We start from the raw sequence: 22,260 nt of genomic DNA, 5'->3' as shown, positions 1-22,260 counted from the left end.
AACCGCCGCGAGCGTCCACAGCGCTCGTCATCGCATGAGCCGCTCTGCACAAGGCCCCTTCGACGCTCACGATCTCACCGCAGAGGGCCCGCGCGACCGAGGATCGCGGGGGAGGTGGTCGCCGCGCTTCCGATGTCGTCGCCCCTACCCCTCATCGCCGCGGCACGAGCGCCTCCGTACAGACGCAGCGGAGCGCTTGCGATAGCCTGCTCCGCTTGGAGGCTTTGATGCACGCCAAGCGCGTCGTTTCTGCGGTCGCCCTGGCCGCCCTGATCGCCGGCAGCTCGCTCTCGGCCGGCTGCAAGAGCAGCGCTGAGGCCAGCGTGACCGAGGAGTCGGTCGAGGCGGCCCCGGTCGCCCTCGAAGAGCCGCTCACCGAGGAGCACGACGGCGGCTCGGTCGCGTGGGAGATCGCGCCCGACGGCGCCGTGCGGGCGCTCGTGAAGGCGCCCGACGGCAAGGCCATCGACAAGGACGTGAGCGGCACGCTCACCTGGAGGGGGCCGAACGGCGAGGAGAAGGTCCCGCTCGCGCTCGACGCGAAGACAGGGCTCCTCGTCGCGGCCGGGCCCAAGCTCGAGGCCGACCTCACCGAGGTGCAGTACAACGTCGTCGTCGCCGGGAAGCCGTGGAATGGCACGCTCCACGTGCCCGCCGGGGGCACGAGGGTCATCGTCGAGGGCGCGCGCAAGGCCGAGAAGAGGCCCATCCCCGCGGGCAAGACGGGCCCGAACGGCGGGATCATCCAGGTGGTCGGCGACGACACGATCGAGGTGGTCGCGGACAAGACCTCCGGTCAGGTGCGGGTGTACGTCCTCGACGCGAACCTCAAGCCCATCCCCGTCGGCGACCGCAAAATCAAGCTCGGCTTCGTGGGCTCGAGCTCCGAGGTCGTCGTGCTGACCCCCGGCCCCGGCGGCCTCTACTGCGTCGGCACGGTCGCGGCCAAGGTGAACCCCGTGAAGCTCACCGTCGTCGTGGCGCACCCGACCCACGCCGACGTGGTGCTCGTCGGCTACCGCCCCGGCGTGCACGTCGTGGTCGGCCCGGCCGCGCCGGCCCTGAACGTGATCGTGGCGACGACGTGGAGCGTGGGCGTCAAGGTCAATGCGGCCCCAGGCGTGGTGGTGGTCCACGACGACGATGACGACGATGACGACGGGCGAGCGGTCCACATCCACGTGCACGGCAAGCACAAGCACAAGCACAAGCACCACCACCACCCCCACCACCGCCACTAGGGCCCTCGCGCGGCGCTGGGCGGCCTACCTCTCCGCCGAGGTCGACGCCGCCTCGATCGCCGTCTTCCGCATCGCCTATGGCGCCCTGATCGCGTGGGAGGTCGTCCGGTACGTCCTCCACGACCGGATCTACCGCTATTACATCGAGCCTGGCTTCTACTTCAGCTTCGTCCCCTTCATCCGCCCCTGGGGCGGGACGGGGATGTACTGGCACTTCGCCGCCCTCTTCGTCCTCTCGCTCCTCTGCGCCGCCGGGCTCTTCTACCGGGTGAGCGCCGCGCTCCTCTGCGCCGCGCTCGCGTATGTCTTCCTCCTCGACAAGGCCCAGTACCTCAACCACCTCTATCTCCTCTGCCTCCTCGGCCTGCTGCTCGCCGTCGCCCCGGCGCACCGCGCCCTCTCGCTCGATCGCCTCCGCGCGCGCCGCGCCTCGCCGGCCGGCGCGCCCGCCGAGACGGCGCCGCGCCTCTACCTGTTCGCCCTCAAGGCCCAGATCGCGATCGTCTACTTCTACGGCGGTGTCGCGAAGCTGAACGGCGACTGGCTCCGGGGACAGCCGCTCACCATGTGGCTCGCCGAGCACCGCGGCTCGCCCCTCGTCGGGCCGCTCCTCGCCACGCCGGCCGCGGGGCTCGCGCTCTCGTGGGCGGCGCTGCTCATCGACCTCTCGATGGGCTTTCTGCTCTTCTCCCGACGCACCTTCCCGATCGGCGCGGCGCTCGCCGTGGTCTTCAACCTCTCCAACGCTCTCCTCTTCAAGATCGGGATCTTCCCCTACGCGATGATCGCCTCGCTCGCGCTCTTCGCCGATCCCTCGTGGCCGAGGCGGCGTCTCCCGTTCCTCTTCCGGAGCGCGGACCGCCCGGGCGATGGCGCCGAGGTCCCCTCGCCCGCGGCGGGGCGGCGGCGCGGCCTGCCGCTCGCGCTGCTCCACGGGTATCTCCTGGTCCACCTCGCGGTGCCGCTCCGCCACTGGGCCTATCCGGGCGACGTCGCCTGGAACGAGGCCGGGCACCGCTTCTCGTGGCGGATGAAGCTGCGCGACAAGGACGTGAGCGAGCTCGACATCCGCGTGCTGGATCCGCGGACCGGCGTGCGCGAGTCGCTCGACCTCGAGGCGTGGCTCACCGATCGCCAGCTCGGGGAGATGAGCGCGCGGCCCGACATGATCGTCGACTTCGCGCACCACGTGGCCGATCGCTGGCGGGAGGACTTCGGCGTGCGGCCGATCGTCACGGCCAAGGTCGTCGCGTCGCTGAACGGAGGGCCGTACCGCGATCTCGTCGACCCGACGCTGGATCTGGCGTCGCAGCCGAGAGGGCTCCTCGCGGTCGTGCAGCCCCCCTAACCCCGCGTCGTCCAAGTAACCCCAACGACAATCTTGCGCGTCGAAGAGGTTGTCTTCGCTCTACAGCCTCTGGACTGCAGGCGTGCCTCGGCGCCTCGTGTGCTCCCCGACCGATTGGGCGCGAGGGCGCTCTCGAATCAGCTTGTCATCGTTGCAGGATTGCAGCACCATTCACGCGTCTTGGGAGGTGATCCGTGTCGAAGCTCGATGGGCAATACTCCGGTGCTGCACTGCACTCCTTCATCCGCGGCCTCGAGCGATCACAAACGCTCATCGACCGGATCCTCGAGGCTCATGACCTGGATGGAATCGACGAGGACGCGTGGTACCCGCTGGAGACGGCTCGATCCATCTTCATGGCCGTCGGCGCACAGGTCGGCGACGTGGTCCTCCACGCGGTCGGGATGAAGATCATGGAATCGGCGATGCTTCCTCCGGAGATCAAGGACCCGAAGGGCGCTTTGGCCGGCCTGAACACGGCATACCGCATGAACGTCCGAGGATCCGAGATAGGCTACATCGCCACCACCTTCGAGGACGAGCACAGCGCGGTCATCCGCTACGCAACCCCGTTGTTCCCATGTGCGCTGTGCCGCGGCGTCGTCCAGGGGTGCTTCAAGAAATTCGGAGAGAGAGCTCTGCTCGAGCACGGCACCGATGGCTGCATGGACAAAGGCGCGCCATTGTGCACGTTTCACATCACATGGTGACATGGCCAACCTGATGACGACATCGGTAAGCGAGCACATCGAGCAGGCGTCCGACGAGCTCTCCGCGGAGCTCTGTGAGCAGCTCGTGAAGCGGCGCGGGGGGGCGTTCGCCAGCATGGGTGCCCCGGCCGCACGGCGGCTCGTCGCCAAGCTCTTGGCCGCCCTCGCGGCCGACGTCGAGCACGGCGCGAACGAGCAGACCCGGAGGGCCGTGGCGGAGCTCCTCGATGTCCCTCAGTCCGTACAGCTCGGCTGGCACGATCTGCGCCTGTTGCTCACGTCGCTGCGCAAGGCGCTCTTCGCGAGGTTGGATCACGAACGCGACGTCCCGCCGTCCGCGACGCGCGCGTTGGAGGACCTGCTGTCCCATGCCACGTTTCAAATAGGGCTAGGGTTCGTCACGCAGCGCGAAGAGATCATCGAGAAGCAGGCGGGCCAGCTGGAGGTCCGGCTCGCCGAGCTCGCGGCGCTGGACGCCGAGAAGACCCGCGTCCTCGAGCAGGCGCAAGAGCTGAGCCAGAGGCTCGACAGCATCCTGGCGAACGTGCCGGCGCTCGTGTGGGAGACGCGGTTCGGCGACGGCTCCGCGACGCCGAGCGCTCAATTCGTCAGCGAGTATGTCAAGGTGCTCACCGGATACGACGTGGCCGAGTGGTATTCGACGAGCGAGTTCTGGCTGACCATCACCCACCCCGACGACAAGCGGCGGGCGCTGGCCGAGACCGGCGCGATGCTGGCTGCCGACGGGGGCGTCTGCTCCGTTCGATGGATCACCAAGGACGGGCGCACAATCCACGTGGAGATCAGCCTGGTCCCCATCAAGGACGAGGCTGGCGCGCTCGTGGGCGTGCGCGGCGTGACCGTGGACGTCACCTCGCGCAGGCAAGCAGCGGAGGCTGAAGGGGCGGCGCGGCTCAGGGAAGAGATCATCCGCATGCAGGCGGCGCGGCTGGACGAGCTGTCCGCGCCGTTCATTCCGATCACGGAGAAGGTCATGGTCATGCCGCTCATCGGCGGCATCGATCATGAGCGCGCGCAGCGGGTGATCGATGCGCTGCTTCAAGGGGTCGAGAGGACCGGCGCGAGCGTGGCCATCATCGACATCACGGGCGTCCGCGAGGTCGATAGCCACACCGCGGACGTCGTCCTCCGGGCGGCAAAGTCGGTTCGGCTCCTCGGGGCGCAGGTGGTGCTCACCGGGATTCGCCCCGAGGTGGCCCAGACGCTCGTTCACCTGGGCATCGATCTGAGCGGCCTCGTGACGAAGGGCACCTTGCAAAGCGGCATCGCTCACGCGGTGAGCAGCGCCTGGTAGGCAGCTCCGGGCGCGGCAGCGGCGCCGCCGCGGCGCTCGGAGCGAACCCAGGGAACTGCAGCGTCATCCGCCCTCTCCTCTCGCGTCAGGGCGAGCTCGGGCCCGGGCTCGCCGACGGGAGGGCTCGACGCTCGCGCCGGCGCGAGGCGTCCCGCGCCCCACGAGCCGCGGGACCTCGCTCGCGAGGAAGTCCGCGAGCGCGCGCACCGCCGGGAGCTGCCCACGGCGCGAGGGCACCAGCATCGTCACGCGGTGATCGCCGACTTGCCACTCGGGCAGCACGCGCCGCAGCTCCCCGCGCGCGCGCTCGTCACGGCACGAGTACTCGGGCAGCGCGACGATGCCGAGGCCCGCCACGGCCGCGCCCAGGAGCGTCACGGAATCGTCGGTGCGCAGGCGCGGCACGAACGGGATCTCCTCGGTCGCCTCGCGGGAATGCAACCTCCAGACCGCGCGTGAGCTCGGCCCTCCGAGCAACAGCCCGCTATGCGCGCGGAGCTCGTCGGGCGTCGCGGGCGCGCCGCGCGCGTCGAGGTAGCGCGGCGCGGCCACGAGCACCCAGGGCGTCGGCGAGAGCAGCCGCTGCACGAGCCCGGTGTCGGGCAGCGGGCCGCCATAGCCGCGCAGCGCGAGGTCGAAGCGCTCCTCGACCAGATCCACGAGGCGATTCGTCGCGTGGAGGAACACGTCGACCTTGGGATGACGCACCATGAAGCGCGGCAAGAGCGGCGCGACGAGGTGCTTGCTCATGCCGATCGAGCAGGTCATGCGGATCATCCCGCTGGGCTCCGCGACGCGATGGCGCGCCACGGTCTCGACGGCGTCCGCCTGGACGCGCATCGCGCGCGCGTGCTCGAGCACCGCTTCGCCCACGTCGGTGATGATGAACTTGCGCGAGGTGCGCTGGACGAGCCGCACCCCCAGCCGCTCCTCGAGGAGCTGGAGACGCCGGCTCAGGCTGGACTTGGGCGCGCCGAGCGCGCGCCCCGCCGCCGACAGCCCGCCGTGCTCCGCGATCCGCACGAACAGCGCGAGGTCGTTCCACTCGTCCATCGGCCCGCTGATCGTACCATCTGGTGGACGATACGTCCAAATGGAGCCTCTACCGGCTCGATCGTCCACGTAGCAGGATGGTCGCATGAACGATCCGTCCCTGCTCCGAGCGATCGGTATGTCCGGCAGCCTCCGGGCTCGCTCGCTCGACACCGCCTTGACGCACACTGCCGTCGAGCTCGCGCCGCGCGACGTGGAGGTCGTCCGCGCCCCGGGGCTCGGCGAGACGCCGCGCTTCGGCGCGAATGCCGCGCTTCACCGAGGAGGCGGCATGATCGCGCTCGACGCCTACCTCGCGCGCATCGGCTACGACGGCCCACGTGCGCCGACGCTCGATACGCTGCGCGCCATCCACGCCCTGCATCCGCGCGCGATCGCCTTCGAGAACCTCGACTCGTGGTCGGGGCGGCGCATCGACCTCTCCCCGGCGGCGATCGAACGCAAGCTCGTGCGCGGCCGCCGCGGCGGGTACTGCTACGAGCAGAACGGGCTGCTCGCGCACGCGCTGCGCGCGCTCGGGTTCGAGGTGCGCGGGCTCGCGGCGCGCGTGCGGTGGGGCGCGCCCGAGGGCGAGACCAGGCCGCGCAGCCACATGCTGCTCCGCGTCGAGCTTGCGGAGGGGACTTACCTCGCCGACGTCGGGTTCGGGGCGCTCGCGCCGGTCGCGCCGCTCAGGCTGGTGCACGACGTCGAGCAGGAGACGCCGCTCGAGACCTTCCGGTTGCGCGGAGAGGACGGCGGTCAGGTGCTCGAGGTGAAGTCGGGTGAGGCCTGGCGCGCGCTGTACTGGTTCGATCTGACCGAGCAGCTCCCCGCCGACTACGACCTGTTCAACTGGTGGGTCTCGACGAACCCCGGGTCGCTCTTCGTGCGGAGCCTTGTCGTGGCGCGACCGACCCCGCAAGGGCGCGTCACGCTGTTCGATCGCGAGCTCACGTACCGGCGCCGCGACGGCGGCGTCGAGCAGCGCACGCTCGCGAGCGCGGACGCGCTGCGCGACGCGCTCGAGGGGGAGTTCGGGCTCGACCTTTCAGGCCTGGAAGGGATCCACGAGGCCTTGCGCCGCCTCGCGTCGCCCGGCGGAGCGAGCGAAAGAGAGGAGAGATTTTAATGCAAAGGCGCAAAGGCGCAAAGGCGCTGAATCCGACGACCGGCGTGCGCGAGTCGCTCGACCTCGAGGCGTGGCTCCCCGACCGCCAGCTCGGGGAGATGAGCACGCGGCCCGACATGGTCGTCGCCCAGGTGAGCCGAGCGCCGGAGCGCGACCTGCCCGGCGCGCAAGATGTGCGGGACGCGAGAGCGTGACCCGGCGCACATCGAGCCTTCATCACGTGCGTTCTTTGCGCGTTCCAGAAGAAGATTGTTCTATACTCATGCTCTCGGCCCGTCGTCGACCCGACGAGACAGAATGTCAGGGCCATCACGAGCTCGAGCGCAAGCACGTATGGGCACCACAGCGTCGATCGATTTGCCAGGATATGTTGTCGAGCAGCTGCTCCACGAAGGCAGCAAGACCCACGTGTACCGTGGCCGCCGCGCCGCGGATCAGCGGCCGGTCGTCATCAAGACGCTGAAGGGCGAGCACCCGAGCGTCCGCGATCTCGCCCTGTTGCGGCACGAGTTCGCTCTGCTCCGCGATCTGGACCTCGACGCCGTGGTGCGGGCGTGCTCGCTCGAGAGGACCCGCGGCGGCCTCGCGCTCGTCACGGAGGCGGTCGAGGGCACGACCCTGAGGGCGATCCTCCACGATCGCCGGCTGGACCTGCGCACGGCGCTGGCGCTCTCGGTCGCCATCGCCGACGCCATCGGCGCGGTGCACCGCTGTCACATCACGCACAAGGACATCAACCCCAGGAATATCATCATCAGCTCGGATCTCCGCCGAGCCACGCTCATCGATTTCGGCGCCGCGTCGCGGCTCCAGCAGGAATTCCAGCAGCCGACCTCGGTCTCCACCCTGCAAGGGACGCTCGCGTACATATCGCCCGAGCAGACCGGTCGCATGAACAGGGGCATCGACTACCGCACGGATCTCTACTCGTTCGGCGTCACCCTGTACGAGATGCTCACCGGCGCGCTGCCGTTCTCGGACGCCGATCCGATGGACCTCCTCTACAGCCACATCGCGCGGCCGCCCGTGCCGCCGCACGAGCGCCGCGGGGACGTGCCGCAGCCGGTGTCCGAGATCGTCATGAAGCTCCTCGCCAAGGCCCCCGAGGATCGGTACCAGAGCGCCTACGGCGTCAAGGCCGACCTCGCGGAGTGCCTGCGCTCCCTCGAGCGGACGGGCCGAGTCGACCCCTTCCCCATCGGGCGGAGCGATCGCAGCTACGAGCTGCGCGTCCCGCAGAAGCTCTATGGCCGGGACGCGGAGCGGGACCGGCTCCTCGCCGCCTTCGAGCGGGTCCGAGCCGGCGCGGCGGAGCTCGCGCTCGTCTCCGGCTACTCCGGCGTCGGCAAGAGCGCGCTGGTCCACGAGACCTACAAGGCGATCGCCAGGGTCGGGGGGCACTTCGCGCACGGGAAATTCGATCAGCTGAATCGCGGCGTGCCCTGCGCCTCGGTCGTCCAGGCGTTCAGGGGTCTCGTGCAGCAGATCCTCTCCGAGCGGACGGAGGCGCTGTCCCGCTGGAGAGCAGAGCTCGGCGCGGCGCTCGGCGCGAACGCCGGGATCCTGGTCGAGCTCATCCCCGAGCTCGCGCTCATCCTCGGCGAGGCGCCCCCGGTCGCGGCGCTCGGCCCCTCCGAGTCGCAGAACCGCTTCGACATGGTCTTCCGGAGCTTCCTCGGCGTGTTCGCCGCCCCGTCACACCCGCTGGTCCTGTTCCTCGACGACCTGCAATGGGCGGATCCGGCGTCGCTCCGGCTGCTGCGGCTCCTGCTCACCGACCCCGACACGGGCCACCTCCTGGTCGTCGGAGCGTACCGCGACAACGAGGTGAGCCCGGCGCACCCGCTCATCATCACCCTCGACGCCGTCCGCGCCGCGGACGCGGCGGTGGCGGACATCCCCCTCGCGCCGATCTCGCCGGAGGACGTAACGGCGCTCGTCTCGGACGCCCTGGGCCGCGCGGCGCAGGACGTCGCGCAGCTCGCCGAGCTCATCCACGGCAAGACGCAGGGCAACCCGTTCTTCATCGGGCAGTTCCTGCGGATGTTGAGCGACGATGGGCTCCTCCGCTGCGAGCCGGAGACCGGCAGATGGACATGGAGCCTCGACGTCATCGCGTCGCAGGACGTGACGGACAACGTCGTCGATTTCATGATCGCCAAGCTGCAGAGGCTCTCGCCGCCCACCCAGCGCGCCCTGAAGCTCGCGGCGTGCATCGGGCACAGGTTCGACCTGCGCACGCTCGCGACGATCTCCGAGCAGCCCGCCGCACAGGCGGCGCAGGACCTGTGGGAGGCCATGCAGGAAGGGGTCCTGCTCCCCATCGACACAGACTACCGGCTCGTCCAGCCGGGAGAGCCATCCCAGGGCGACCCCCCGAGCGAGGCGTCGCTCGCCGTCTCCTACCAGTTCTTGCACGATCGCGTCCAGCAGGCGGCGTACGCCTTCATCGCGGACGAGCACAAGCGCGCTGCCCACCTGCGCGTCGGCCGCCTGATGCTGGCCAGTCAGCACGGCGAGCCGCCCGAGGAGCAGCTCTTCGATGTCGTGAACCACCTGAACTACGGGGCCCCCCTCGTCTCCGATCCCGGCGAGCGCGAGCTGCTCGGGCGCCTGAACCTGCGCGCCGGGAGGAAGGCCAAGAGCGCGACCGCCTATGGGGCCGCGGCCGAGTACTTCAGCGCCGGACGGAGCGCGGTCGGAGACGACGGGGCCTCCGGAGACCGCGCGCTGCGCTGGGCGCTCACGCTGGAGGCGGCCGAGTGCGAGTACCTGTGCGGCCGCTTCGCCGAGGCAGAGGCGCTGTTCCAGCGCCTGCTCGACACGGCGCCGGCCAACCTCGATCGGGCGCGGGTCCAGAGCCTGCGGATGAAGCTCTATCAGGTCGCCGGCCGCTACGACGAGGGCGTCACGGTGGGACAGGACGCGCTGCGCCTGTTCGGCGTCGAGATCCCCGGGGCGAGCGAGGAGATCGGCGCCGCCATCTCGGCCGAGATCGCGCAGATCCCCGAGAGCATGGCGGGCAGGACCATCGAGGACATCCTGCACGCGCCGCTGCTCGCCGATGAGCACATCCGCGCGATCATCAACCTGCTCGCCGACTGCGCCCCCTGCGCGTACATCGGGCGGCCGGGCGTGTTCCCGCTCATCGCGCTGAAGATGCTCAACCTGTCGCTGCGGCACGGCAACACCGAGGCGTCGTGCTTCGCGTACAGCGTGTACGGGCTGATGCTGGTCTCGGCGTTCGGCGATATCCCCTCGGGGTTCCGCTTCTCGGAGATGTCGATCCGGCTGAACGAGAAGCTCGGGGACGTCTCGCTGCGCGGTACGCTGCTGCACCTCCACGGCGACCACATCAACTTCTGGGTCCAGCCCATCCGGAACGACCTGCCCATCCTGGAGAGGGCGTTCCTCGCCTGCCTCGAGGCCGGCGACCTGGTGTACGCCAGCTACCTGGCCTTCGAGACCGTCTGGCAGGTCTACGAGAAGGGCGACCCGCTGGAGGAGGTCCACCGCGTCGCCGAGCGCTTCGCGTCGTTCGCGCGAAAGACAGGCAACCGCGCCGTCCTAGAGACCATTCGGCTGGAGCAGCAATTCCTGCGCAATCTGAAGGGGCTCACCGCGGACGACGTCTCGCTGAGCGAGGAGGGCTTCCCCGAGGAGGAGTGCCTGGCCGCCCTCACCCGGGCGAGCTTCGGGTGCGGTATCGCCTTTTATCACATCATCCGCCTCATCCTGCTCTACTCCCACGGCCGGCACGACGCGGCGCTCGCCGCCGCGGAGGCGGCGCGCCCGGTCCTCGGGGCCGTCATGGCGATGCCGATCGAGGCGACATACCATTTCTATCTCGCGCTCACGCTCGTCGCGCTCGGCGAGCGCGACGAGCGCGAGCGGCAACGGCACGCCGAGGCGCTCTCCGCGTCGCTCGAGAAGCTCGAGCGCTGGGCGACCCAGTGCCCTGACAACTTCCGCGCGAAACACCTCCTGGTGCTCGGCGAGGTGGCGCGCGCCTCCGGCCGCGACGCCGAGGCGATGGAGCTCTACGACGATGCCATCGACGCCGCCCGTCAGAGCGAGTTCATCCAGTACGAAGCGCTCGCGTCGGAGCTGGCCGGGCTGTACTACGCCCGCAAGGGCCGGCGGCGCATCGCGGCGCTCTACCTGAACGCGGCGATGCACGCCTACCGGCAGTGGGGGGCCGAGCGAAAGGCCGCGGCGCTGATCCGGCAGCACGGGCTCGACGCGCCCCTCGCGGATCGAGCGCCCGCGGCGGAGCGCGATCAGGCCATCTCCAGATCGAGCACCATTTCGGCGGACCACCCGCTCCTCAACAAGCTCGTCGACGTCGCGGCGGTGCTGCAGGCGACGCACGCGATCTCCAGCGAGCTCGTGCTCGGGAAGGCGCTCGATCGCGTGATGCGCGCCGTTCTCTCGAGCGCCGGCGGCCAGCGCGGCTCCCTGGTGCTCGCGCGCGAGGACCGGCTCGTCATCGAGGCGGCCATCACGATCGATCCTGAATCGATCGAGGTGGAGCTCCGGCGTCCGCTCGAGGAGTCCTCGGATCTTCCGGTCAGCGTCGTGCATTACGTGGCGCGCACGCGAGAGCTCGTCATCCTCGACGACACCGCCGCGACCCCTCGCTTCGCGGCGGACCCTTACCTCGCCGCGCGCCGGCCGAAATCGGCGATGGGCCTCCCGCTCATCCACCAGAACCGGCTCACGGGCGTGCTGTACGTGGAGAACGCGCTCGCGAGCGGCGCCTTCACCCCGGAGCAGATCGAGCTGCTCCGCCTCCTCTGCGCGCAGATCGCAGCGGCGATCGAGAACGCGCTGCTCTACGGCCGCCTGCAGGAGATCTCCGAGGGCTATCGCGCCATGAGCGACCGGCTCGAGAGCGAGGTGCAGCGACGCACCGAGGAGCTCTGCTCGGTCAACGAACGCCTGTCACGGAACGCGGACGAGCTGAACCAGGCCAATGAGCGGCTGCTCGAAGAGCTCTGCGAGCGCGAGCGCGCCGAGCGGGCCCGGGCGGCCCTCCAGGAGGAGATCATCGAGGTGCAGCGCCTGCGCCTCTCGGAGATGGCGACGCCCATCATCCCGATCACCGATCGCGTCCTGGTCATGCCGCTCATCGGGACGATGGACGCGGCGCGCGCCGCCCAGGTGCTGGAGGCGAGCCTCGCCGGCGTCGAGCGCCACAACCCGTCCGTCGTCATCATCGACATCACCGGCCTGAAGCACGTCGACGCCGGGGTCGCCGACTCGCTGATCCGCACCGCCTCGGCGCTGCGGCTGCTCGGCGCGCGGGCGATCTTGACGGGGATGCAGCCGGAGGTCGCCCGCGCGCTCGTGCAGGGCGGGATCGATCTTCGGAGCATCGTCACCCGAGCGACGCTGCAGAGCGCCGTGGCCCACGCGCTCGCGCCGCCCAGCACCGGACCGGCCCACTGAGCCTGCGGCGCTCCGCGTCGCCCCCCCGGTGCGGTGGGCGCGGCCGCGCGCCCCCGCCCGGGCCCTGGTCACGGCGACGCCTGCTTGTCCTCGCAGCGGCCCAGCACGAAGATCCCGCACACCCGCTCCTCCAGCAGGCACTCCTGCCCTTTCGGGCACTGCGACGGGTCGATCACGCTCGGATCGCAGGGCCTCGCGCAGAACGGAGGCGGGCCGCGCGGGGCGTCGTAAACGCCGTTGCCGTCCCGGTCCAGGAAGATGGGGTTCGTGACCGCATACGGCGCCACCGGGTACCAGTCGGGGACCGGCGGAGACGCCGTGAAGAACCGCGAGAGCGCCTCGACCTGCGTGAACGCGAGGCTCGCCACCCGCGGCAGCTGCAGCTCGCCGAACGACACCGGCAGCGCGACCGGCGTGAGGAGGTTCTCGTCGCGCAGGCCCATCGCCACCACCACGACCCAGCCGTCCGACGCCGGCGCCGGCAGCTCGATCCGCTCGTCGACGTCCACGATCGCCGACGGGCCCGCCGAGGGCTCGAGCACCCGGACCAGCCGGCCGCTCACGTACACCTCGACGCGATCCACGCCGAACCAGCTCGCCGTCTCGATCCGCAGATCGAGCGGCACCGTGTCGCCCTCGATCCGCGCCACCCCGCCGTACGTCACGCCGCCCACGCCCGCGCGGACGAACGGGCCGTACGTCGCGAACGCGCCGCCCGCGCGCAGCGCGCCGGTGACCTCGCCCAGATCGATCGCCGCAGGCTGATCGGTCGGCGAGCGGAAATAGGTGCGCGGAAACCCCGGCTCCGGCGACGCGCCGTGGCTGTCGCTGCTCGCGAGCTGCGTCGGCGAGAAGCCGTGGTCGAGGTAGCGGAACAGATCGTCGACCTGGCCCGCGTGGAACGTGCACGGCCGATCCGCGTCCTCCTCCGGGACCGCGCCCCCCTCGTCGACACGGCAGAGCGCCTCCCCCTCGGCCGCGGTCCCGTCGAACCCCCAGATCGCGTCCTGCTCCTCGGGCGTCCTCGTCAGGATCCGCTTCGTGACCTGCCAGGCGAGCGCCGAGCGGGCGCGCTGCTGGCACACCGCGTACCGCTCGCCGGGCAGGCACGCCGGCAGCTCCACCGGGATCCCGCCGCACGCCGCGCCGAGCGACGCCTCGTCCCGCGCGGCGTCGATCCGGGACAGGCAGCGGTTGAAATCGACCACCTCCTGCACCGTGGGGGTCCGGAGCAGATCGAACCGCTTCGCGTTGAACACCTCCATCGCGTCGAAATCGCAGCTGCCCGCCTGGAACAGCGGGTTGCTCGCCTCGAGCGTGGGGATCGTCCGGTCCAGCGTGAACGGGTCGACGCCGAGCTGGTCGATGTACCCGATGAACCCGTCGCGCGGGTGCGCCACGATCACGAGCGCGTCCTCGCCGTCCGCCGCCGCGCCGCGGACGCCGTCGATCACGTCGCCGCCCGGGCGGCAGACCCAGTCGAAGACGCCGTGATCCGGCACCGCGAGCTCGTCGTAACGGAGCGGGAAACCGATGAAATGGCCGAGCTCGAGCGTCGAGACCTCGGCGCCGATCGCCGTCTTCAGGAGCGGCTCGAGCCCGAGCTGCCGCACCGCCGGCTCGAGATCGGTGTGCACGTCGTGATCGGTCGCCACCGCGACCTCGAGCCCCTCGACGACCGCCGAGGTCACCCGCTCCTCGAGCGGCATGCCGCTGTCGAAGCTCGGGCGCTGGTGCAGGTGCATGTCGATCGACATCCAGCCCGTCGAGTCGACCTCGCGCGGCACGACCGCCTCGATCCGCCGCATCTCGCCGGCGCGCACCTCGAGGTCCGGGACCTCGAACCGGCCGAACTCGGGCCCGCGCGTGACGAGCACCCGGTAGCGGCCCGGCTCGATCTCGACCGAGCCCTCGCCCGTCGCCGAGCGCTCGATCTGCCGGACGCCGCTGCCGAGCCGGCCGTGCCCGAGGTAGACCCGCCGCGTCCCGTCGCCCTCGCGCGGCCGCCCGGCGGCGTCGAGCGCGACGAACGTCAGCTTGGCGGGCGAGAGCCGGCCGCCCTCGTCGACGACCCGGTACGCGATCCGCGCGGGGCTCGGCAGCTCCGCCGCGACCGACACCGTGGCCCCGGCGCCGAGCGCCACGCGGATCGGCGCGGACACCGCCGCGCCGCCCGGGCTCTCCGCGACGAGCAGGTAGCCGCCGGGCTCGAGCCGCGCATGGAAATCGCCGTCCTCCACCGGATCGAGCCCGAGGTCGGCGTCGATGGAGCTCACGAGCCCCACGTCGCCCGAGCGCGCGAGGCTCGCCTCGACCAGCTCGTCGACGGTCGCGAAGCGCGCGGCCGGGTCGGGGTCGCGGAAGACGTGGACGCGCGCGTTCGGCACGGGCTCGCCGGTCGACCGCCAGAGGACCGCGCCCTCGAGCGCGCCCGTCGGCGCGCCGCGGGCGCCGTACACCACCTCGGCGACGCTCGCGATGTCGCCCTCGCCCACGGCGAAGTAGCGCTCGTAGGTGAACGACCGCTTGTGGTCGCACGCCTCGTCGTCGTCGCCCGCGGCGAGGCAGCTCTTGCCGGCGCTCAGGAAGGCGGTGGCCGCGCTCGTGAAGACGGGGACGTTGACCGTGGAGGGCGGGTCGCCCGGGCGCGCCTTGGTGAAGTAGCCGTAGCTGACGTCGCCGCCCGCCGCGGCCACGAAGTCGAAGCTGAGCGGCCGCTGGAACGTGTCGCGGCCGGAGAAGAGGGCGTCGAAGACCGCCTTCTCCTCGTCGAACCCGATGCCGGGGCCGAAGATGTCGTTCTGGTTGCCGAAGAAGACGAAATCGCCGGCGACGATGCCGCCCTTCCGCTCGGGATCGTCGCCGCGGACGTCGCCGAGGATGCCCCGGAAGATGTCCGACGGCCCCGCGTAGTTGTCGAGCGAGAGCGGCTCGCCGCAGGCGCACGTGGGGCAGCCGTCCTCGCCCGCCGCGAGGCCGTTCTCGCACTCGAGCGCGCAGGCGCCGACGCTCGGGCACCCCACCGCCCTGTCCGGCAGGAGCAGCGTCGTGCGGATCGTGACGAACCGCTCGCCCGGGCGAAGGACGTAGTCGGTGCGGAAGCGCATCTCCGGCTTGAGGCCGTCGAACAGGAGGCCGAGCAGGTCCTCCTGGGTCTTCAGCACGCCGAGCGCGTGGAAGAGGAACCCGCCGTCGCCCTCGACGCGGACGATCGCCTCCTGCCCGTCGGAGCCGTCCTTCGCCACGGAGACCTCGGTGGCGCCGGGATCCGGCACGAGCAGGTTGGCCACCGGGAACGACTCGGCGAAGCGATCGCGCCCCGACGCGCTCGCGAAGCGCGGATCGGGGCGGCGCAGGTCGGCGTCGACCAGCGAGCCGCCGTAGACGCCCGGCCCCGGCGAGTGGCGCGCCCCGAGGATCGCGACCCGGATCTCGTCGTTTTCCAGAAGGAAATCGCCGACGTCGGCCATCGCCACCGGCCCGCCGACGAGCTCGAACCGGTTCTCGATCGGCTTGGCGCGCAGGAGGTTCGGCGCGTCGCAACCGACCAGGCCGATCAGGCCGATCAGGCCGGCGAGGCCGAGGGCGAAGCGCGGCGCGAGCGGGGCGGGGCGGCGGGTTCGCATGGCGGGCCGCTACAGGTTGAGCTGGAGCCCTAGCGCCACGGCGTCGTTGTCGAGCGCGACGCCGTGGATCTCCTGCCGGTGGGTGAAGTCGGCCTGCGCCTTGAGCACGTTGTCGATGAAGTGGTAGCTCGCGCCGGCGGTGAGCGCCCAGCTGTCGGTCTCGTCGTCGAGATCGAGGTTGGGATCGAGCCACTCGAACCGCGCGGTCACGCCGAGCTTGATGCGCTTCACGAAATAGCCCACCTCGCCGACGAGGCCGAGCGAGGTGACCGGGGCGAGCTGGCCGAGCGGCTGCGTCGGGGCGCGCTCGGGGTCGCTCTGGTTCCAGAGGAGCTCGGCGAGCGCGTGCGCGCCCGCGGCCTGGAACAGGACGTCGGCGCCGATGCCGTGGATGTCGCGCGTCCCGCCGTCGCTGAAGAAGTAGCTCGCGCCCGCGCCGAGGCGGGGGCTCGAGACGGCGAGGTCCTGCAGCGAGCGTGGGAGGGGGCCGAGCGGCTCGGTGGCGAGGCGCGCGACGTAGGCGACGTGGTCGAACCGGTTGCCGGAGAGCGCGGCGTTCTCGACGTAGCCGGCGAAGAACTGATCCGAGCGCTGGAAGCCGTTGAACATGCCGGCGAAGTAGCTGAACGTCCTGTCCCGGAAGTGCCCCTCGACGTGGAGGCCGACCTGGCGGAAGGGCGCCATGGCGCGCACGGCGAACGGCCGCTCGAGGAGCGCCCCCTCGCCGGCGCCCGTCATCGCCGAGCGGCTGAACGGCACGTCGTGCGCGCCGAAATAGAGGTTTGCGAACGGGAAGTGGGCGTAGCCGATCCACGCCTCGGAGAGCCGCGGCGCGCCGTCCGCGCCCGCGGCGAGCTCGCCCGAGACCGCGAACGGCACGTACCCGGCGAGCGTGCCCGCGAAGCCGACGCGGGCGCGCCGCACGCGGAACCCCTGCCCTTCGGCGACGTCGCCCGCCTGGAGGTAGGCGTCGTCGCCGACGTACGGCACGGCCTGCGCCTGCACGAGCACGAGCGGCGAGAGCAGGAGCCGCCCGATGCTGAGCTGGAACGGCGGCCCCGCCGCGCCCTCGGACGCCGGCGCGGCGTCCGAGCCGGCGGGCGACGGCGCGGCCGCAGCGCCCGGCGTGGCGGCCGCGGCGCCGGCGGGCGGCAGCGCAGCGCCCGCGGGCGGCGGCAAGGCGGCGCCGGCGGGCGGCAAGGCGGCGCCGGGGGCGGCAGCGCCGCGCCCGCGGGCGGCGCGGCGGCGGGCGGCGCGGCGGCGTCGGGCGGCGTCGCGGGCGCGGCCGACGGCGCGGCGGGCGCGGGGTCGCCGGGGGCACGACGGAGATGGGGCCGGCGGGCGGCCCCGGGGCCGCGGGCAGGGGCACGGGGAGCGGGTCGGCGGCCGGCGGCTGGACCGGCAGCGGCCGGCTCGGCTGCGCGCCCGCCGGCGGGCACCCGAGCGCCGCCGCGGCCCCGAGGACGACAGCGGCAGCGCCGCCCGAGCGCCGCCTCGCCCTGGACCACCGAGGATCCGCGCCGCGGCGCGTCCATGCGCAAGCTGTCATCGGCCTCCCCTGTCGGCCGGCGGCGCGGGTGGGAATCGCTGCGGAGCTGCAGCGGGCGCCGCTGGCAGGCGCTGTTCGTCTATCGCAGGACGCGACGGGGTGTCAACGCGCGGGCGGGCCGGGCGCGGGCCGACGGCGCGAGGAGCGCGCTCTCCCGCCACGAGCGCTCGCCCCGGGCCGCGATCACTCCTCGTCCGCCGACGGGCCGATCATGCGCTCCGGCCTCACGACCTCGTCGAACGTCCGCGCGTCGAGGAGCCCGAGCGCGAGCGCCGCCTCGCGCAGGGTGGTCCCTTCCGCGTGCGCCTTCTTGGCGATCTTCGCGGCGTTGTCGTAGCCCACGTGCGGGTTCAGCGCGGTCACCAGCATCAGGCTCTCGCGGACGTTGCGGGCGATCCGCTCGCGGTTCGGCGCGATGCCGCGCGCGCAGTGCTCGTCGAACGACGCGCAGCCGTCGGCGAGCAGCCGGATCGACTGCAGCACGTTGTGGATGATGAGCGGCTTGTACACGTTGAGCTCGAAGTTGCCGCTCGCCCCGCCCACGCCGACCGCGACGTCGTTGCCGAGCACCTGCGCGCAGAGCATCGTCATCGCCTCGGCCTGGGTGGGGTTCACCTTGCCCGGCATGATCGAGCTGCCCGGCTCGTTCTCGGGGATGGTGATCTCGCCGATGCCGCAGCGCGGCCCGCTCGCGAGCCAGCGGACGTCGTTCGCGATCTTGGTCAGGCTGCAGGCGAGCGCCTTCAGCGCGCCGTGCGCCGCCACGAGCGCGTCGTGCGACGCGAGCGCCTGGAACTTGTTCGGCGCCGTGACGAACGGCGCCCCGGTGAGCTCGGCGATCTTCGCCGCGACGCGCGCCGGGAACTCCGGGTGGGCGTTCAGCCCCGTCCCGACCGCCGTGCCCCCCAGCGCGAGTTCGTACAGCGGCGGCAGCGCCCGCTCGATCGCGGCGATGCCGGCGTCGAGCTGCGCGACGTAGCCGGAGAACTCCTGCCCGAGCGTGAGCGGCGTCGCGTCCTGCAGGTGCGTGCGGCCGATCTTGACGATGTCCGCGAACGCCGCGCTCTTCTGCGCCAGGGTGTCGCGGAGCCGCCGGACCTCCGGGAGCAGGCGGCGCTCGATCTGGAGCGCGGCGACGACGTGCATGGCCGTCGGGAACACGTCGTTCGAGCTCTGCGACCGGTTCACGTCGTCGTTCGGGTGGATCGGCGATTTCGACCCCATCACCCCGCCGCTGAGCTCGATCGCTCGGTTCCCGATGACCTCGTTCACGTTCATGTTGGTCTGGGTGCCGCTCCCCGTCTGCCAGACGACGAGCGGGAAGTGGTCGTCGAGCTTGCCCGCGATCACCTCGTCGGCCGCCGCGACGATGAGCCCGCATTTGTCCGCTGGCAGGAGCCCGAGGTCGCGGTTGACGAGCGCCGCGGCCTTCTTGACCGTGGCGAGCGCGGCGATCATCTCCCACGGGAAGCGCTCGCCGCCGATCCGGAAGTTCTCCAGGGATCGCTGCGTCTGCGCCCCCCAGTAGCGGTCGGCCTGCACCTCGATCGGCCCGAAGCTGTCCTTTTCGATGCGAGTCCCCATCGCCGCGTCTTAGCGGCGGCGGGCGCGCCCCTCAAGCGGCGCGCCCCCCGGCGCCCGGGCTCCTGCGTAACGGCATTCGCGCCGCGGGTGTTAAGCGGGGGTAAAAAGCGGGCGTGCTCTTGTTTTCTCGCCTATTTTTTGCGAAGTTCCGGGCCGCGCACGCGCGAGAAACACGGAGATCAGTATGGCCGGCATGGACACGGTACCGCGGGAGCTGCTGCAGGCTGCCTACAAGCGCAACCCGATTTACCTGCTCAAGATTCCGCTTCATTTCGGCATCTGGGCCGCGCTCACGTGGGTGCTGTACGCGACGCAGCACCACCCGCTCGCCATCCCGATCGGGATCGTCTGCTCCTTCGCGATTGCCAACCTCGTCCGTGGCCTCGGCGCGGTCGCGCACGACGCCGTCCACGGCAGCTGCTCGCGATCGAAGCTCGTCTCGTACCTCATCGCCCTGGTCTGCTGGGCGCCGACCGGGATGAGCGTGACGCTGTACACGAACTACCACCTTCATCATCACAAGATCGCGAACACGTACCCTGACGTCGACAACTTCGTCGTCACGGACTACACGCGGAACCCCGTCCTCGCGAAGCTCCTGCTCCTCGCGGTCTACACGTTCGCCTATCCGCTGTACTTCCTCGGCTGCATGGCGCGCTACGTGAAGCGGCTGTCGGCGCTCCAGCGCGTCAAGATGAACCTGGAGATCCTCGGCTTCTGGGGCCTTATGGCCTTCTTCTTCTGGGTCATGCCGCGGCAGGTGTTCTTCTTCTTCTATGCCCTGCCGTTCATCTTCGGCGCGATCCTCGCCAGCGTGACCTCGATGATCGAGCACTACGAGATGCTCCCTGGGGAGGACGCGTACAGCTCGCGCACGTACGGGACCAGCGCGCACTTCACCAACTTCATGTGGAACAACGTCACGTACCACAACGAGCACCACAAGTTCCCGGGCATCCCGTTCTACAACCTGCGCCGCTTCCACGTGGCGGCGTATCCCTATTACGATGAGCGGGTGAAGTCCGCGTGCCACCCGTCGATCGTCGGAATCGCCCTCGAGCTGTACGGCCGCATCCTGAAGCTCGACATCGCGAAGCTCGACGAGCGCTACCGCGGCCTCAACAAGGAGGCCGAGCGGCAGAAGATGATGGCGATGAACGGCATCCAGCCGGGCGTCACCGCCTGAGCCTCGCTCCCCAGCCCGGAGCGGGCTATCGCTTCTTCTCCGTCATCGTCTTCACGATCGCCTCCGCCGCCGCGATCATCGAGCGCCTGAAGGCGTGCAGCCGCTGCTGCGCCGCCGCTCCCCTCGCCGCCGGCTGGCTCGAGGCGAACGTGAACCACGCCATCGGCATCCCGAGGAGGAGGACGAACAGGTCCTCGGCGCACTGCTTGGAGGTCACCCCGAGCTCGTGGGCCGCGCCGAGCGCGCGCACCTTGGCGGCCGCCGCCTCGTGCTCCGCCTCGTCGGGGAGCTCCAGCTGCCTCCACATCATCATCCGCACGCTCTTCGGGTTCTCGACCAGGTAGTCGAACACGCCGGCGACGAAGGCCGGGAGGTCCGACGGGTCGCACGGCACGGCGTCGAACACGCTCTTGCACCGCTCCTCGAGCACGCAGCGGAACAGGTCCTCCTTCGAGCCGAAGTAGGCGTAGATGGCCTGCTTGTTCGCCGACGCCTTCTCGGCGATGCGGTCCACGCGCGCGCCGGCCAGGCCTCGCTCGGCGAACTCGTCGAGCGCGGCGTCGAGGAGCCTCTTCTTGGTCGCCGCCGAATCGTAGGGCATGGGTCGATCCTTCATGATGCCCACCCCGGGGCGCGGTGCAAGAGCGCGGGACCGCCGTTCACGAGGGCAGTGTAGCGGCAAGCGAGCGGCTCGCGCAGCGGCGACATCGCCCCGCCCCGCGACATCGCCCCGCCGCGCGACGTCGCCCCGCCGCGCGACGTCGCCCCGCCGCGCGACATCGCCCCGCCGCGCGACATCGCCCCGCCCCGTTGACAGGGCCGAGACCGCTCCCTAGGTTTTCAACCATCCAGTTGGTTTGTTGCCCGAATCACGCCGGCCGCGGCGCCGAGGGGCGGTCACGATCGCAGGCGCGGTCGCCGCCGAGGTGCCGGGGCGCAGCTCGAGGCGCGCGGCGGCGGGGACGGGGGACCGAGGAAGGATGGAGAGATGACGGATCGGGATCCGAACAAGCACGAGGACGTCAGCGCGCTCTTCAGGCCATTTCGGCTGAAGGGGCTGACGCTCGAGAACCGGCTCGTCATGGCGCCCATGACGCGCCAGAAATCGCCGGGGAACGCGCCCGGCGAGCCGAACGTCGCGTACTACGCGCGGCGCGCGGCCGGCGGCGTCGGGCTGATCCTGTCGGAGGGGACGGTCGTGGAGCGGCCCGGCAAGCTCCATCTGCGCGACGTCCCGCACTTCTACGGGGATCGGGCGCTGGACGGCTGGAAGAAGGTCATCGACGCCGTGCACAGGGAGGGGGGAAAGATGGCCCCCCAGCTGTGGCACGTCGGGATCGCGCAGCGGAATCCCAACGGCTACGAGGAGCCTGCGGATCTGGAGGGCCCGGCGAACATGTCCCGCGAGGACGTGCAGGCCACGGTGCGGGCCTACGGCAAGGCGGCGGGGGACGCGAAGCGCCTCGGCTTCGACGCCATCGAGCTGCACGGCGCCCACGGGTACCTCATCGATCAGTTCTTCTACGAGGTGACGAACCAGCGCACCGACGAGTACGGCGGAAAGACGCTCGCCGAGAGGACGCGCTTCGCCGTGGAGGTCCTCGAGGCCGTTCGCGAGGCCGTCGGTCCGGAGATGGTGGTGATCCTCCGTCTCTCGCAGTGGAAGATAGGCGCCTACGATCACAAGATGGCGAAGACGCCGCAGGAGATGGAGCAATGGCTCTCGCCTCTCGTGGACGCGGGCGTCGACATCTTCCACATGTCCCAGCGGCGTTACTGGGAGCCCGAGTTCGCCGGCTCCGACTTGAACACCGCGGGGTGGGCGAAGAAGATCACCGGGAAGCCGACCATCACCGTGGGCTCCGTCGGGCTGTCGGGTGATCTCTTCGGGAATATTGCGGGCGAAGCCTCCGTGCCCCAGGGGCTCGGTGAGCTCGTGCGCCGCTTCGAGCGCGGGGATTTCGATCTCGTCGCCGTCGGGCGCTCGCTGCTGAGCGACCCCGCCTGGGTAGAGAAGATCAAGGCGGGGCGCACTCATGAGCTGACGAATTTCACGAGGGAGAGCCTCGGCCTTTACTTCTGAGGT

At 71.0% G+C, this 22,260-nt stretch carries 14 protein-coding genes; 9 read left to right on the top strand and 5 right to left on the bottom strand.

Going from position 1 to position 22,260, the window contains the following annotated elements; translation table 11 throughout:
* Positions 1–227: 227 nt before the first annotated feature.
* The 4 genes from NQZ70_RS51945 (at position 228) to NQZ70_RS51930 (ending at position 4,614) form a co-directional block, all read left to right on the top strand.
* Entirely contained in the window at positions 228–1,241 is a 1,014-nt protein-coding gene (locus tag NQZ70_RS51945) for a hypothetical protein (protein WP_129580852.1), read from the top strand.
* A complete protein-coding gene (locus NQZ70_RS51940; RefSeq protein WP_237244850.1) occupies positions 1,153–2,589 on the top strand; it encodes an HTTM domain-containing protein in 1,437 nt (478 codons plus the stop codon). The genes NQZ70_RS51945 and NQZ70_RS51940 overlap by 89 nt, the downstream gene beginning before the upstream one ends.
* 194 nt (positions 2,590–2,783) lie before the next feature.
* Complete coding sequence (locus tag NQZ70_RS51935; protein ID WP_129580850.1) at positions 2,784–3,299, top strand: hypothetical protein; 516 nt, start codon at positions 2,784–2,786, stop codon at positions 3,297–3,299.
* Between the two features lie 13 nt (positions 3,300–3,312).
* Positions 3,313–4,614 carry an STAS domain-containing protein gene (locus tag NQZ70_RS51930; RefSeq protein ID WP_165374598.1) on the top strand — a complete coding sequence of 434 codons (1,302 nt, stop codon included), beginning with the start codon at positions 3,313–3,315 and terminating at the stop codon, positions 4,612–4,614.
* Between the two features lie 63 nt (positions 4,615–4,677).
* Here the strand turns inward: NQZ70_RS51930 and NQZ70_RS51925 are convergent, their stop codons facing one another.
* Entirely contained in the window at positions 4,678–5,667 is a 990-nt protein-coding gene (locus NQZ70_RS51925) for a LysR substrate-binding domain-containing protein (protein ID WP_237244849.1), read from the bottom strand.
* Positions 5,668–5,752: 85 nt separating this feature from the next.
* On the opposite strand from NQZ70_RS51925, the gene NQZ70_RS51920 reads away from it, so the two are divergent.
* From NQZ70_RS51920 to NQZ70_RS51910, 3 genes are all read left to right on the top strand, one after another.
* Positions 5,753–6,778 carry an arylamine N-acetyltransferase gene (locus NQZ70_RS51920; protein WP_129580848.1) on the top strand — a complete coding sequence of 342 codons (1,026 nt, stop codon included), beginning with the start codon at positions 5,753–5,755 and terminating at the stop codon, positions 6,776–6,778.
* Entirely contained in the window at positions 6,778–6,972 is a 195-nt protein-coding gene (locus tag NQZ70_RS51915) for a hypothetical protein (RefSeq protein ID WP_129580847.1), read from the top strand. The genes NQZ70_RS51920 and NQZ70_RS51915 overlap by 1 nt, the downstream gene beginning before the upstream one ends.
* A gap of 139 nt (positions 6,973–7,111) precedes the next feature.
* Complete coding sequence (locus NQZ70_RS51910) at positions 7,112–12,229, top strand: AAA family ATPase (RefSeq protein ID WP_129580846.1); 5,118 nt, start codon at positions 7,112–7,114, stop codon at positions 12,227–12,229.
* A 68-nt stretch (positions 12,230–12,297) separates the two neighbouring features.
* Here the strand turns inward: NQZ70_RS51910 and NQZ70_RS51905 are convergent, their stop codons facing one another.
* The 3 genes from NQZ70_RS51905 to fumC all read right to left on the bottom strand — a co-directional run bounded on the left by NQZ70_RS51905 (position 12,298) and on the right by fumC (position 18,988).
* Positions 12,298–15,855 (bottom strand): PHP domain-containing protein, encoded by a 3,558-nt coding sequence (locus tag NQZ70_RS51905; protein ID WP_129580845.1) that lies wholly within the window; start codon positions 15,853–15,855, stop codon positions 12,298–12,300.
* 9 nt (positions 15,856–15,864) lie between these two features.
* Positions 15,865–17,055, bottom strand: a complete 1,191-nt coding sequence (locus NQZ70_RS51900; protein ID WP_129580844.1) for a porin — start codon at positions 17,053–17,055, stop codon at positions 15,865–15,867.
* 532 nt (positions 17,056–17,587) lie between these two features.
* On the bottom strand, positions 17,588–18,988 hold the full coding sequence (gene fumC / locus NQZ70_RS51895; protein WP_129580843.1) for a class II fumarate hydratase: 1,401 nt from the start codon (positions 18,986–18,988) through the stop codon (positions 17,588–17,590).
* Between the two features lie 193 nt (positions 18,989–19,181).
* On the opposite strand from fumC, the gene NQZ70_RS51890 reads away from it, so the two are divergent.
* The gene (locus NQZ70_RS51890; protein ID WP_237244848.1) at positions 19,182–20,174 is read left to right on the top strand and encodes a fatty acid desaturase; all 993 of its coding nucleotides are present in this window, start codon (positions 19,182–19,184) and stop codon (positions 20,172–20,174) included.
* A 25-nt stretch (positions 20,175–20,199) separates the two neighbouring features.
* Here the strand turns inward: NQZ70_RS51890 and NQZ70_RS51885 are convergent, their stop codons facing one another.
* A complete protein-coding gene (locus NQZ70_RS51885) occupies positions 20,200–20,775 on the bottom strand; it encodes a TetR family transcriptional regulator (protein ID WP_129580841.1) in 576 nt (191 codons plus the stop codon).
* Between the two features lie 387 nt (positions 20,776–21,162).
* Between NQZ70_RS51885 and NQZ70_RS51880 the strand changes: the two genes are divergently transcribed.
* Positions 21,163–22,257: an NADH:flavin oxidoreductase gene (locus NQZ70_RS51880; protein ID WP_129580839.1), complete on the top strand. Its 1,095-nt coding sequence runs from the start codon at positions 21,163–21,165 to the stop codon at positions 22,255–22,257.
* Positions 22,258–22,260: the final 3 nt, after the last annotated feature.

The sequence above is a fragment of the Sorangium sp. So ce836 genome, assembly GCF_028553905.1.
Classification (GTDB): Bacteria; Myxococcota_A; Polyangia; order Polyangiales; family Polyangiaceae; genus Sorangium; species Sorangium cellulosum_D.
The sequence above is the reverse complement of the archived record's forward strand: the minus strand, read 5'-3'. Positions and strand labels throughout refer to the sequence as shown.